The organism is Rossellomorea sp. FS2, assembly GCF_047915635.1.
Taxonomy (GTDB): Bacteria; Bacillota; Bacilli; order Bacillales; family Bacillaceae_B; genus Rossellomorea; species Rossellomorea marisflavi_A.
On record NZ_JBLRVS010000004.1, the window covers coordinates 403,383 to 418,485 of the forward strand.

At 50.5% G+C, this 15,103-nt stretch carries 8 protein-coding genes; 4 read left to right on the plus strand and 4 right to left on the minus strand.

Features of this window, described 5'->3' with window-relative positions; all coding sequences use genetic code 11:
- Positions 1-20: 20 nt before the first annotated feature.
- A complete protein-coding gene (locus ACNA6I_RS12800) occupies positions 21-7,595 on the minus strand; it encodes a carboxypeptidase regulatory-like domain-containing protein (RefSeq protein ID WP_416313434.1) in 7,575 nt (2,524 codons plus the stop codon).
- A gap of 68 nt (positions 7,596-7,663) precedes the next feature.
- Here ACNA6I_RS12800 and ACNA6I_RS12805 point away from each other — a divergent pair, with 68 nt between their 5' ends.
- The 3 genes from ACNA6I_RS12805 (at position 7,664) to ACNA6I_RS12815 (ending at position 8,649) form a co-directional block, all read left to right on the plus strand.
- A complete protein-coding gene (locus ACNA6I_RS12805; RefSeq protein ID WP_416313435.1) occupies positions 7,664-7,957 on the plus strand; it encodes a hypothetical protein in 294 nt (97 codons plus the stop codon).
- A 79-nt stretch (positions 7,958-8,036) separates the two neighbouring features.
- Positions 8,037-8,261 carry a helix-turn-helix domain-containing protein gene (locus tag ACNA6I_RS12810; protein ID WP_416313436.1) on the plus strand — a complete coding sequence of 75 codons (225 nt, stop codon included), beginning with the start codon at positions 8,037-8,039 and terminating at the stop codon, positions 8,259-8,261.
- 166 nt (positions 8,262-8,427) lie between these two features.
- Positions 8,428-8,649 carry a hypothetical protein gene (locus tag ACNA6I_RS12815; RefSeq protein ID WP_416313437.1) on the plus strand — a complete coding sequence of 74 codons (222 nt, stop codon included), beginning with the start codon at positions 8,428-8,430 and terminating at the stop codon, positions 8,647-8,649.
- Positions 8,650-8,990: 341 nt separating this feature from the next.
- Here ACNA6I_RS12815 and ACNA6I_RS12820 read toward each other — a convergent pair whose 3' ends face one another.
- The 3 genes from ACNA6I_RS12820 to ACNA6I_RS12830 form a co-directional block, all read right to left on the minus strand.
- On the minus strand, positions 8,991-9,362 hold the full coding sequence (locus tag ACNA6I_RS12820) for a DUF1304 domain-containing protein (protein ID WP_416313438.1): 372 nt from the start codon (positions 9,360-9,362) through the stop codon (positions 8,991-8,993).
- Between the two features lie 116 nt (positions 9,363-9,478).
- Positions 9,479-12,073, minus strand: a complete 2,595-nt coding sequence (locus ACNA6I_RS12825; RefSeq protein WP_416313439.1) for a polynucleotide kinase-phosphatase — start codon at positions 12,071-12,073, stop codon at positions 9,479-9,481.
- Positions 12,070-13,392, minus strand: a complete 1,323-nt coding sequence (locus tag ACNA6I_RS12830) for a methyltransferase domain-containing protein (RefSeq protein ID WP_416313440.1) — start codon at positions 13,390-13,392, stop codon at positions 12,070-12,072. Before ACNA6I_RS12830 ends, ACNA6I_RS12825 begins: the two co-directional genes overlap by 4 nt.
- A 511-nt stretch (positions 13,393-13,903) precedes the next feature.
- Between ACNA6I_RS12830 and ACNA6I_RS12835 the strand changes: the two genes are divergently transcribed.
- Positions 13,904-14,977: a peptidyl-alpha-hydroxyglycine alpha-amidating lyase family protein gene (locus ACNA6I_RS12835; protein ID WP_416313441.1), complete on the plus strand. Its 1,074-nt coding sequence runs from the start codon at positions 13,904-13,906 to the stop codon at positions 14,975-14,977.
- The last annotated feature ends 126 nt before the right edge of the window (positions 14,978-15,103 follow it).

Consider the following 15,103-nt stretch of genomic DNA (forward strand, 5'->3'; position numbering starts at 1 on the left):
CAAATGGGATCGGTCATGGTTTAACAGTTAGAAGGCCATTCCGGAAAATCACAGCTGGAATTGGCGTCCTGATCGCTGAATTCAGGATTCCCACGCGGGAAGCAGAATTCAGCGAGGACCTCCAGGGTGACGTTGGCATGGACCTCGATCTGCAGGCAGGCCAGGAGGTTGATCTCAAAGAACTGATCGGTGAGGACTCCGCCATCTGCCATGCATTTCACTTCGAGGAGCGAGCAGTCGATGTTCCCGGCGTTTAGACCATCCGGAATGCAGACGGCGAGGGAACGGTCGAGATAGGCGCGGTACTCGATGACACATGAGCCCCCGTCCTCCACCTCAAGGGTTAGCGTGACCGGAATCTCGATCCTGACGTTCACAACACCCGGCCTTCCGTTTTCGTACCCGATTACGCGGCAGCTTGCGGCTCCCGTGCTGCAAGCGACCGTCACGTCTTCGCCAAGGGCGAGGGCGTCTTCCACGATGCCTCTGCACTCAGGCGGGATCGTAACCTTCTGAGACTCCCTGAACGGGGCGAATACCCAGTCGTACAGTTTGTCGGCTTTGATGCATTCCGGACGCAGATCGTTCGGTGGCGGTGGGTTCACATTCCCCAACTGGATGTCGAGCCTCAGGACCTGCCCTTCGAGAAGCGTGACGTCAACGAATTTCTCCGGATAGCCGAATGCCCTGACCCGGATCACATAGCGTCCAGGCGGGAGGCCGAAGAGGATATAGAAGCCGTTTTGTGCTGACAACGTGGACCGGATCGGGACGTCGGAACCGAACGGATAGATTTGGACCAGTGCTTGAGAGATCGGTTCACCTGTGCGAATATCCGTGATGAAACCTGTGATGACGGCCGGGTCTCCGAGGAGATTGAAGTTTTCCTGGATGGTTTGACCTCCAATGATGGCGACTTCCCTTGTTTGCGTCTGGAAGCCGACGGCCCTGACGACGAGTACGATTGGTCCTTGCGGTAACCCATCGATCAGGTAATTCCCGTTAATATCCGTAATGGCCGTTCCAAGTGGCACACCGGTTACAGAGAAGGCAAGAACGAGGGAATTTCGAATCGGCTCACCAGTCAAGGCTTCCCTGACAGTACCGGTGACGCTTCCGAATTCCAACCTCAATGCCTGGTTCACCGTCAATGTCTCAGCAAACCCGAGTTGAATCGGGACCGATGCCGTTTGGTAACCAAACGCCTCAAAACGGAGGCTGTACGTACCTGCCGACAATCCTGTCAGCACGTAATTCCCGTCCTGATCCGTTGTCGTCGAGGCGACTGCGATCTCCGTCCCTTCGATGAAGAGCGTCACCGTTGCGTTCGTGATAGGAAGTCCCGTGGTGACATCCGTGACGACACCTACGATGCTGGAAGGCAATCTAGTCAACTCGGCATCGACCGTTTTCGTTTCTCCAGGATTGAAGAAGAGGATGAACGTTTCGGACTGATACGTCGGTGCACTGTACACCACACGGTACTCTTCCGGCAGGATTCCCGAGATAAAGTATTGCCCTGACTGATCGGTTAAAACAGAAGCAATCGGAATAGTCGTGCCGATGGTGAAGATTTGGACAAGGGCTGAAGGAATCGGAAGTCCTGTGGCGGCATCACGCACCGTTCCCTGAATGGCCGAAGACTCAGCCAGTAGACCGACGTCCACTGTCACGGTCGCTCCCGCCGGGATGGCGATGGTCCTCGATTCTGCCCCGTAGCCTTCCGCACTATAGATGACCGTATACAATCCTTCTGCTATGCCAGGAAGTTCATAAATCCCATTGACATCGGTGAGCGTGCTTGTGATAAAGGTGCCGTCCTGATTGAACACCCGAACCAGAGCCCCTTGTATACTTGCACCCGTCACTTGGTCGAATACTCTTCCCGTTAAAGTTCCAGGATTCGGATCAAGGAAGGCATCTACTACTTCCACTTCATTCGGTTCCAAGATCACAGGGACAACGACATTCGCATAGCCATTGGCCGAGAAGATCACATCGTATTGTCCGACAGCAATATTCGATAGGGTGTAGGTTCCATCTGCCGAGGTCAGGATGCTCGTCACTTCAATATCTGTATTTGCAATGACCAACTTCACCAATGCACCTGAAATAGGGGCAAGCGTGACGGCGTTTACCACCGTACCCCTTATAGTCGCAGGAAAAGGTTGCATCGGGATGTTCAGTACTTCCGACTCACCGGCTGTCAGGAAAATCGTATTCGTCGTGATCATATAGTTTTGAAGTTCAGCCACGACATCAAACGTTCCAGTCGGAAGACCTGAAATGATGTAGCGTCCATTTTCATCCGATGTGACACGACGCACGAGAACGTTGGTCCCCGCTAGCCTGACCTCGATCACGGTACCGGGCAGCGGCGATCCATCGACAGCGTCGAACACCAACCCGCTCAATGTGGCCGGGTTTGGCTGTAGTGAAAGGTTTACGGTATTGGTTACATTCGATTGGATTAAGGTTTCTGCAAAACCTGCTTGATAAAGTGGATTGACCGCTGTAATCGTGTAATCTCCCGGTGGCAGTCCCCCAAGATAATAGAATCCATTACTGTCGGTGTGGATGAAGGCAATGATCGTGCCTTGATTATTGATTGCACGAACGAGCGTATCGCTAATTGGAAGCCCTGTCGCTGCATCGCGGACCGTCCCTTGAACAGCGCCTGGATTCGGCGTCAGGAACAACTCGACGTTAGTGACCTGACCACTCAGTACTTCAGCAGAAACCGTCGCTGTTCCATAACCTTCTTTGCTGGCTATGACGACATAGGACCGCGGTGAGAGATGGGTCGTCTGGAAAAAGCCATTGGCATCGGTAAGCGTCGTGGTGATGATCGGTCCATCCCCTGAAAATTCCCTGACGGCAATCGTGGCATTCGGAATCGGCAAGTTTGTAACGGAATCTCTCACTATGCCTGTAATGACACCTGGGTTCGGTCGTAATGCAAAGCTGACGTTGCTCACCACATTCGGCGCCACGGTCACACCCGAAATCTCCGGTCCGAAGTTCGTTGCGTTGGCTGTTAGACGATACGTGCCCGGTGTTACTCCAGAGAACGAATATTGACCTGCTGTGTTGGTTACCGCAGTGGAAACAATGACACCTGTGTTATCTGTCAACGTGATGGTGGCATTCGGAATCGGGGCACCTGTTGCAAGGTTTGTGACGACACCCACAACCTGACCTGGATCGTCTGGTAAGAAGAGCTGGACCGTGAGCACATCTCCCGGAGCGGCAAACACTGACTTCGAATCTGTACCAAAGTTTTGTGCATCTGCTGCCACGATGAGTGTCCCAGCGGTAAGACCCGTAAACGTGACATTCCCTGCTGCATCGGTCGTACCTGTCGCGATGACAATGTTGCTGGATGTCTTCACTTGGACCTGTGATCCGGCAATCGGTGTCGAGGTGCCAAGGATCAGGACCGTAGCCGTCAGTGTCACCGGATTCGCCGTAAGGACATTCGTGACCGGCACCGTCGCTCCTGCTGTCACAATGGCGGATACGGTGGAGGATGCAAATCCCGGCGCGCTCGCTGTGACGAAATACGTGCCAGGTGGCAATTGCGGTACTTGGTACGTGCCATCTGGATTCGCAAGAAGTGTCACGATGAGCACATTATTTTCATTCAGGACTGAGATTTGAATGTTATTACCCGTTATCGGATTCCCGTTCACATCGACTACATTCCCAGATATGGTTCCTGGATTCGGCTGCAGGGAGATATTGGCCGTGCTGTTCTGATTGCTGATGATGATGGCTCCGACCTGCTCTGTGGAATAATTGGCCAGGGAGGCCGTGACGATGTAGGTACCCGGCGCAAGACCATTCAGAACATAGTTTCCGAACAATGACGTGGTAGTCGTGGCCACCGGCAACTGTGTCGTGGCGTCCAATACGACAACAGAAGCACCGGATAGTACGTTACCCGTTTGTCGGTCCGTTACCTGACCGGTCAGATTTCCGGTATCTGCCGTCAATACAAAATCAACGTTGGTGAGCACCTGCCCGATCGTCAGAGTGATTCCTCTCACTTGTTGTCCATAGTTCGGTGCATTGGCAACCACCGTATAGGACCCTGCCGGAAGACCTCCGACGATATAGAATCCATTAGCATCCGATGAGCCCGTCGCAACCAGTATCCCATTTGAATTCAATACCTCGACAAAAGAAGTCGGAAGCGGCACGCCACCTGTCGTTGTAATCTGCCCTGAGACCGATGCAGGATTCGGTATGATCGTCAAATTGACGACGGTCGTCCCGCCACTCGTCACCGTGGCCCCACCTTGAGCTGACGTATAATTCGGAGCACTTGCCGTGACGGTATACACGCCCGGTGCAAGATTATTGAAGGAATACGTACCATCCGGATTCGTTACGAAGGAATCGATGAACACATTGTTGACATCCCTTAGTTCCACGATTGTATTCGCTACTTCAGGTGTGACGGTCCCGATGATGCGACCAGGGAAAGGCTGGAGCTGAACGGCGACTGGAGTCGTCTGACCTGATACGACAACGGCACCAACGGAACCGCTTTGGAAATCTTGTGCGATGACCGACACCGTATACGTATCCGGTCCGAGTCCTCCGACAGTGAAATTCCCTGCAGGATCCGTTATGACGGACGTAACCAATATCCCGCCGCTGTTGACGATGGAAACGGTCGCTCCACCAATGGGGATCGACCCGATACTGCTCGTGACCGTACCGAATATACTTCCAGGATTCGGTACAAGGGCCACATCTCCAATCGCTGTTTGGTTCGATACTACCTGAACCGTTGCGCTGTTCGTCTGAAAATCAGGTGCAGCAGCCACCACGGTATAGATTCCTGGTGCAAGATTACCGACCGAGTACTGACCGTTGATGTCGGAAGAAACAGTGGCGATAACGGTCCCACCCGCATCGAGGATCCTTACCTGAACATTGGCACCGGCAATCGGTGTACCCGTCTGTGCATTGGTAATGGTCCCAGCCAATGATCCCGGATTGGCTGCCAAGATGAAGTTGACAACCGTTGTCGCGCCTGAAGTAATGGTCGCCCCCTCAGATCCTTGTTGAAAATTCAGATGACTTGCCACCACGATATAATTCCCTGGCGCGAGTCCCGTGATCGTATAGGTCCCGTCCGTCCCTGTCACGGTCGTCGCCACGATAACACCTGTTCCGGAGCTCGTCGTGACGGTGATGTCCACGCCCGCTAGTGGATTAGCCCCAGTATCCTGAACAATACCTGTGAGCGTTCCTGGATTCGGGGTAAGAGTGGCATTCAGAATGGTCGTCTGCCCTCCAGTGATGGAAGTCCCGAGTGTGACGGTCGAGAAATTGGTGGCTCCAATCGCCACGGTATAGGAACCAGGCGCCAATCCTGGAATCGTGTAATTCCCCGACGCATCCGTAAGGACACTCGCAATTTGTACGTTATTAAAGAATACTGTCACAGTCGCGTTTGGAATGGGAGCACTTCCTGGATCGGTGACGGTACCAGTAAGAGTTCCTGCGATCCGTGTCAATTCGGCATCAAGGATCGTCGTTGTATTGGAGGTGACTGTCGCACCCTTCGTCTGACTTCCATAGCCGCTCGCCGTGAATACGAACGTGTACGAACCTGGTAGGAGGTTGTTGAACGCATATTGCCCATTAGCATCCGTGGTAAAGGCATCGATGACGAATCCTTGGCTATCAACAGCCTGAACCGTGGCTCCCTGGATTGGAAGCTGTGTCGCTGCATCCCTCACCTGCCCGGCAACGGCACCCGGATTTTGTTGAAGGAAGAGGTTCACCGTCGTGGTGGCACCTGAAACAACCTGGGCAGAAACCGTCGAGGTCGAATATCCGAGAGCCACGGCCCTTACCTGATAGCTCCCCGGCGCCAAGTTGCCGAACGTATACAGCCCTGCTGCATCTGTAACAGTTGAAGAAAGAAGAATACCGGTCTGCGTGAGCAGTTCCACGGTTGACCCTTGGATCGGCGCGTTCGTCAAGCTATCCCGTACCGTTCCAGAGATGGCACCCGGGTTGGCCAAAAGCACAAAGTTCACGATGGACGTCTGGTTCGCAACCGTCGTCACACCAGCCGTCTGGGACTGGAAACCTGCTGCTGTAACCGATAAATTATAGGAGCCTGGAATGATGCCCGTAAACGTGTAATTTCCGGCTCCATTCGTCGTCGTCGTAGCAACAATCGTTCCTGCTGGATTGGTCAATACGATTGTGGCATTGGCGATCGGGCCACCGCTCGACACATTTCCCGTAATGGTACTGGTGAGGGGCTGGAGGGCAATATTGACCGTTTGTGAACTGCCGCTCGATACGGACGTATTCACTGAAGCGGTCGTGTAATTCGTTCTCGATGCTTGCACCGTGTAATTTCCCGCGGCAAGATTGGTGAACGAATAAAAGCCTGCTGCATTGCTAGTCGTAGTGGCAATCACCGTTACTCCTTGAAGAAGGGTCACGGTCGCATTCGGAAGCACAAGCCCAGTGGATTGATCGGTTATCGTCCCGTTAATCGTCGCTGCAGCCAACACATTCACGTTTACGATCGTCGTATTAGATGTTACCGTCCCTCCCGAATAGCTATCAACCCCTGTCGCCACCACACGATCCAATAACCGTGTCCCGCTTGTCGTATAGCTACCGACCAAGGTGAAAGTCAGCGTCGCCTGCGCTTCTTCCCCTAAGTTGCCGACACTCCAGGTCAATTGTTTCGTTGCAGGATTATAGCTGACCAACCCCTGTGAAACACTATTTACGACAAAGGAACTGATGTTATCGGGTCCAAGGATGTCCTGGAGAAAAATCGTCGTCGCCTGTGAATCCCCATTGTTCCGTACCCTGATTATTCCCGTCCACGTCGCTTGCTGGCCCAAGGTCACTGTGGTCGGTCCACTCGTCAGCTGTTTGGTGGTCCTAAGTCTGGCTCGGACATCCGAATCTTCCGCCGTGACAGGATCACTGAATGCATCGGCAAAAGAAAACCCTTCACTTGTCCGTAATGCATCCTTGTTGTAGACATTTGAATTGGCCGATGTGAAGAAAATGGTTCTAAGCTCCGAAGTTTCCGTAATGCCCAACGTCTGAAATACGACGCTTGCGGGGAGGAACCAATCGAGGAAAAAATCCTGATTCCCCCCTATGGACGAATCTGCCGGCGACACCCTTGCAAAATCGAAGTTGTTGATTGGTCTAGAGACATTCGGTGCACCACTTCCATTGGTCCCTTCTGCCTGATCGTTCCAGGAATTCACCTGAACGACTGTATTTTGGATAAGACTGACACGATTATTCAGACCATCCACATTGAACAGCCAGTTATATGTGCCTGCTACCCCCGTCGTATTAATGAGTACGCCCCATGAAAACGTCCTGAAACCTGTCTGTTGATTGTTGCGTGGGTCCCCATTTAAACGGAGCCTGAAATAAACATTGGTGCCATCATAAGCAAAAAAACCGGCCGGGAAACTTGAATTCCCTACGATATCCGTCGACGGCGGCGATTCATCACCAAGTACGTCGAACAATGGATTGCCATTTACCTCTATGGGTGTGAATTGGTCATTGCTGGGAAATGCCAAACCTAACCCCCTCCTTAAGATATAATCCTTACATCCTATTGCGGATGGGACAAAAGGGTATAGTACATTTGTCCAAATCAGTTAAAAACAAAGTGGAAGAGGACTTCTCAAGGGGCGGAAGGCGACCTTGGGACCCTTTTCATATCAATGAAAAGCCTACTCGCGATGGATCCATGAAGCATTTTCTCAACACACCAAAAGACCATCACCCCGCCACTGGGATGATGGTCTTCATCACTCTTGAAATTTTTATTCATGAATTTTTGGAAAAAGGTTTAGGTTTAACTGGACAGGGTAAAATGACAAGAGAACAGGTCTTTTTTTCCATTATAAATGGAACCATTGTTGATAACGCTTTCTGACATTCTTAACGTAGTTTCGTACGAAATAAACTGAAAGAATTAGGTCCGCTAAACCTAGTTCTTATTTTTTTGGAAGTGGGTGTTCTTCTTGGCGATTACAGAATATGTAGGACGACGGCTCAGGTTTCATCGAAGAAGTCAAGATATCACCATCCAGGAACTAAGTAAAACGACAGGACTGTCCATCAATTTTATATCGAGCCTGGAAAGGGGAAAAACAAACGCCTCCCTGAATAAGATCGAAATTCTCGTGAAGGCCCTCAACATTTATTGGGAGGATATTCTCCCATCCAAAAACGAGTGATTTGACATCCGCATTTGGAAATAAAAAGAGATTATTTACTAAGATAGTTGGATTTTCACTACTCATAAACGTAATAAAAATGGGATTTTCTGAATATTGAAGCTGTGGATTCACTAAAGTAGAATGGGAACGAATGTTTCCAATTCATACTAGAGGGTGATTCCACATGATCTTTCACATTGAGCGAACCGGCTGCCGGAAACAGGAAAAGCCACATGAGCGCGCTTACGATATAAAAGGTAAATGGTATGTTGAACTTGATGACCTGTCAGAACTGGTTGAAATCATCGAGCAGTTCAATGAAGCGGTTATCATCAAGCAACACCATTTAGAACCTAATAAAGACGGCATTGCCTCCATCCTCATTCAAGAGTGCAAGTGCTGTTAAAACTGGCAGGGAGACACAGTCTCTCTGTTTTTTTCATGGCTATGCCATTGTCTTTACCCTTTCCTCTTGGTCTTGAAACCGATTCAGTAAGATTATTTTAAAAATCTATATTTTTTTGCTTATGCAAGGATACCGAGGAGTTGAAAAGTGAGCCTCCTCGACAAGCCTGGGGGGTCTCACATCAGCTACTCTTCCCGCATGCACTCCAATCAACCGCCGGAAACCATGAAATCGTATGGTCATGAAACAAAGGAAAAATCCGAATTCCTTTGCCTTATCGTGGGCAAAGGAATTCGGGTCTTACGATGACTAAAACACGTTTGTCCCAATCTCTTTCTTTTTTACATCACGATGATCAGGGCAATCAGCGCCAGTATCGCTGGCCCCCCCTGTTTCACGATGATCCCCTTATTGGAAGTGACCCCGCCAAATAACGCAGCGATCACCACACAGATCACAAAGAAAAGCTGGATCATATATCCGACAGGGTTACTTCCATGAATCAAGCCCCAGATGAGTCCGGCCGCTAGAAACCCATTGTACAAGCCCTGATTGGCAAACATCGTGGCCACGTTGGGGTCTCCCTGGAGATGCTGCGGCAGATTGAAGGCCCTCTTGGCTATCTTGGAACGGATAAAAAACATCTCGAGGATCATGATGAACAGATGCTCGACCGCCACGATTCCTACTAAAATAGCTGTTATGATTTCCACTTGGTTCTCTCCTCTATTCGTTCATCCCTTTATAGTATGTCCAGCAGTGGTTCTTGGCAAGGGGGAAGACACGGAAAAGCCCTTCCTCACACAGGATAGGGCTTCTCTTTCGTTATTCATAGTCTCGGATCTACAGGATCGGCATTGCTGGCGAGTGTCCCAAGGGCGCACTCGTGGATGCGTTCGATGCTTTCCCCGTCAACGAAGCGCCTGACTCCTTCGAGGCCGAGTGCGAACTGCCGAAGGGCAAGCTTCTGCTTTTTGGACACATTCCGCTTCCTCAATCGGTCAAGGTTTTCCGGCTCCCTGTAATCCATGCCGTAGATGATATGAAGGTACTTCTGCCCCCTCACCTTGATCGCCGGTTGAACGAGCTTTCCTTTCGATCTGGTAAGGAAGATTTCCGGCTTGATGACGATGCCTTCATGCCCGTCTGCCGTCATCTCGAGCCACCATTCGATCACGTCCTGTTCCGAGGCCTCACCATCGATGATCTTGTACTCGGTCTCCACAAATAAATTGCTGAAGCGCGCAAACTCCCGGTTCTTCTCCATATGCCACGTATGAGGCTGATTGAAGAACGTTTCCCCGCTGTGGGCAAGGACGTGGAACGGGGCGATCTGGATGTCGCCGAGATCCTCGACGTCCCAGCAGTACGTTTCATAGACACCCTTGAATACGCCGGCGTTTTCAAGCTTCTCCTCATACTCCCCAAGCCAGGCCTTGATTCCTTCATGCTCCCCGACGGCCTCCGCGAGCTTGCCGGTCAGCTTCTTCCGGTCCATGAGCGCCTGCTCCGCCACATGGGCGTATTGTCGATGGATCAGTTCCTTCGCCTTCAAGTTCCACGGCATGATCTCGGCATCGAGGAGCACATAGTCGGTCTCGTACCGCGAGAAATATCCACCCTTCACAAGATCTTCATGAAGGGCATAAAGGACACGATCCTCCACCTCTTCCTGGAAGAAACGCCTACCCGTCCGCGTGTACATAACGCCTAAGGTTCGTCTTCCTATGACACGCTCCCCGGCTTCCTCGTCCTTGAATAAGAGCAGGATCCCCCTGCTGCCCATATGCTTCTTCTCAGCCACCATCCGGTTGATGCCAAGACTCCGGTAGTAATCGATGGCGTCCTGCGGGTGTTCAAGGAACCCGTCGACCGTCGATGCTTTTGGAGTCGGGCTCATGGTCGGCGGGATGTAGATGAGTTCTTCGACCGGGACCGTGAAATGGGAGACGGCGTCAATCGTCGGGATAATCTGTGCCTTCGGGATGGCCACTTCCCCGTACGTCTCCGTCTGCACGCTGTAGCCATTCAGAAACCTGGCGATATTCGGTGGATTGAGTCGTTTTTTCGCCAGCTCTTCCAGAGGATTCGAATCGTGTCCTGAATAGTCCTCTCTTCCCTTCACTGACAGCAGCGTCCGCTCCGGATACCGGTAGGCCGTTAGCTCTCCTCCGAACACCACGCCTTGATCGATATTCAGGGTGTTGTTCATCATGAGGGGCTTAGGCTTCGGATCATGCCCCCATAGGATTAAGAGGCTGTTCCGATGATGAACGGTCCAATCCTTCCTCACCGGGCGCCCGTCCTCATGGAAGCCATCTGTATCCCCGTATCGGCAGAAGTCGCTGACTGCATGGGACTGCTTGCCGATGAATTCATCCTTTATACCGGCATGGGCACACACTGCGACCGGTACCGCGTTTTGCTTCAACACAAGATGGGAAGGGGCCCTTAACAGGAAGCTACGCCATGTTTCTTTTAGCTCATTGGCCGCCTCTTCCCCGTGCTCCGCTTCGTAACGCTCAAGCGTTTCCGCGATCCACTCATCTCCGTGGCTCAAGGTGACGTTCCTGCCCCCAAGGTAGCGCGCGATCTTCCATCCGTGATTGCTGTCGATCATATGGGCAAGCCCCCGGTCTACGTGCCTGTGGAAAAAGGTCATCGCCTCAAAAGACTTCGGACCCCGGCTCATGATATCACCGAGGGAAAGGAATATTCGCCCGTCGGGATGGATGTAGAGCCCTTCTTCATTTTCCTCATAGCCGAGTTTCACGAGGAGCTCGATCAGTTCATCAAAGCATCCGTGGACGTCCCCGATGATGTCCACTCCCTTTCCTACATCAAATTCCAGCGGATTGGCTCCCCGGATCCACTCGACGGAATCAGAAGGACGGACCGTATAGACAGCGCGGTAGCCTTCTTTCTTCACGAAGCGCTTCTCCCTCTTGAAAACCTGGTACTGCTGCTTGATGCGGCGTTTCCCACGGGGGTTGTCCCTATGGAGATCACGCTCAAGGAGTTGATCCTGATCGGTATCAAGGATGAGGGCCACGACGGGAACGTGGTTCTCCTTCCCCATGGCGATGTATCGCTTCCGGTCATCGGGATGCAGATGGGTGGCATCGACGAAGGTCAGCTTGTTCATGCGGCAGCGTGCCCCAATCACGGCATTCATCATCCCGAACGCTTCCTTGGAGATCTGCTGGTACTGTTCATACAGCGCATCGGCTTCTTCCTTCGGCCTGTCCTTCCAATCGATGAACTCCACGTCTCCGACGAGCTTCCTGAACTCATCGGAACTCACGATCTCGGATGGTGCCAGGATATCCTCCTCGACCAGCTCGCGCAAGAGCGTCGTCTTGCCGCTGTTGGATGGCCCCATGAGGAGTATGATGCCGGCATATGGGATCACAATCTTCATCATGATTCCTCCTTTCGTGTGAAAATGGCAAACTGCGTCGGCTGACCATAGCTGTCATGGTCATCACCGATTCCCTGATGGGTGATGTCATACGCTTGATCCCCGTCCATATTCCGGCACCAGGTCTGGAACTCTTCCCGGGTCCATTCGAACCGGTGATCGGGGTGGCGGTATCCTTCCCCCATGTCGTACACCCGGTTGTACTCGGCGTTTGGCGTCGTGATCAGGAGGGTGCGCGGTCTGTAGGCACCAAGGATCGTCTCCATGATCTTCGGCAGGCGGTGTTCATCGATATGCTCGATCACTTCGCACAGGATGATCACATCCTTATTCCGGAGGCGCTCATCATAATAGAATAGCGACCCCATCACGTTTGTTGGTTTCAGGAAACCCGGCTGACTTTCCGCTTTCTCGAAACGCTTCAACGCCTTCAGGACGGCCTGCTCCGAAGGCTCGACAGCAAGGATCTCTTCTATTCCGGGAACAAACCCGAGGCGTGCGGCCAGCTTTCCTTCCCCTGAGCCCATGTCGACCACGCTCGATTTCGTTCGTAGTCCTTTGACCACGTGAATGATCGACTCATACCGGGTATCATTGAGTCTCGGTTTGGCCGGCTCCGACTTTCCTTTCCCTTCCTCAGGAAGAACATGGCGGTATACATCCTTGAAGCGGAGGGCCCGCTGCAGGATGAATGCGCGTTTCGGGTGATCATCGAGCCACCCTTCCCCGTATCTCTCAATCTTGTCGATTTCCTTTTCATCGATATAGTAGTGCTTGTACTGATCAAGGACCGGGATGAGGACGAACAGCTGCCTCAGTCCTAGTTGGAGGGTCGTTCTCCCTTTCAGTGTGATGAACCTGGCGGCCGGTTCCCCTTCGCTCCGGTCGATCCCCACGGCAAATCCAAGAGGCTCGAACAGCTCGGTGATCGCCCCGTCCGACAGGGAGGATGCGAGGGGGCCGAACTCGAACGTGAACGGGAAGGCATGATCCACCCACTCCGTGTAGGCTTCCTTCGGTTTGCCGTTCAGGGCCGTGCCGAGGGCCGTGCGCAGGAACGTACAGAAGATGCTGCTCACGGAAAATTCGCGGTCATTGATGTAGGAAGTGATGTCATACTTCTCCGAACCGTCCCTCGACAGTTCGATCGGGTCGGGTGTCACGAAGAAGGTCACTTCCACCTCATCCTCACTGAACGTGCTGAAGAACATCCTGACGAGATGCCCGTTCTGACTACGCTCGTAGAGGTTCGCCGGGTTCTTCGCAAGCAGATGGGAGATGACTCTCGCATCCTTATCTGCCGTATGGATCGTCAATTGCATGGGGATCCTTCCTTTCTACTGGGTTATTAATTCACTAGTATACCAGTTCAGGATGGAATAAGTTTCAATAATTGTTAAATGTTCTTGCCAATTCCCACTAGCCACAAACATCAGACACATAAACCAGGATTAGAGAAGAGCTTCATTTTCCCAATAATTCACTAGAAGATTTATGCTAAATTAAAGTTGGTACCGTCGATAGAAACTAACAGAGGAAACTAAATTAAGTCTAGATTTCGAAGAAAAGAAAACTCACTTATTGCTAGAATCCGAGCTTAAATTACTCCAGTTGCCTGTATTCAAAAATTGCTTACATTCAATTCCTCCATTTTGGAAGTTTGTATCTCAAAACCAAAAAAACATCTATGGACAAAGATTCTTATCAGTCTTTCAAAGTTAAATTTTTTCTACGGCTCAAGACCTATTCAATTCCAATCTCACGCCCGTTTTTTTAACCATAAACTTCATATACTATTGATTAGTAAAATCGTTCATATTGGAGGAAAAGATTATGAGTAAGTTAAAAGTTTTTCTGGCTACCTCTCTTGTTATAAGCGGTCTAATCATTTGGTTAAGGCAAGGCGATTCTGAAGTCATATATAAAAAGAAACCTGTTGAAATTTCAGAACCAGAAACATATACACCTGAAATCCTATGGCCGAAAACACTTGTTGATAAAAATACAGCTGGTGAAGCAAGCGGTGTGGCGGTAAACTCTAAAGGAGATATTTATTATTTTCACCGGGCTAGTGGAGAGTATAGCGGAAACAACTACATTGAGGAACCGACGATAGTCGTTCTGGACGGAAAAACAAAGAAAGTAAAACAAATGTGGGGAGAAGGTTTATTTAAATCCCCACATGGCCTTGAAATAGACAGCAAGGATAACATTTGGGTGACTGACGTATCTTTAAACAAACTATACAAATTTGATAAGGAAGGAAAGCTTATTAAAACATTCGGAGAAGATTACAGAGTTGGTATGGAATGGAGTCTTCGCATCCGGAACAAGCTACCGAACTTTCCTGTTTTTATGAATGAGTACACATTTGCACGACCAACAGATGTAACGGTCATGGATGACGGGTCATTCGTCGTCTCAGATGGCTACAGAAACCGAAGAATAGCAAAGTTTGATAAGGATGGAGAATTGGAATGGCAAAAAAATAAGCTTGGAAGCAAACCTGGAGAATTCAACTTACCACACGGAATTACTAGTGACAGTGATGGTAAAATATATGTCGCGGACCGTAACAATGCCAGAATACAGGTGTTTGATAAAAACGGTCGCTATGTCGACCGTTGGGATAATCCTGAAATTGGTAGACCATATGGTGTCGAAGTCGGTAGCGATGGAAAAATATACGTTGTGGACGGTGGGGATTCATTAAACGGCGCAAAGGACAAGTTGACAAGTCAAATTATTATTCTGGACAAACAGGGAACTGTACTAGAACGTTTCGGAACATGGGGAAGCAAAGAAGGGGAACTAAAGATTCCCCATGATATTGCAGTGGACGTTAAAGGAAATATTTACGTTGCAGAACTTGAAAATAAAAGAATCCAGGAGTTCAAAAAAGAATAAATGTTTGTTGATTGACAAGTAAATTAGAACTTATAATTTTATTAACTGACACCTAGGGGTAAAACCCTTTTATACATTTGTTACCTTCAAAGGTCAAAATTTTAACATCCCTGCTCTTCATGGTCA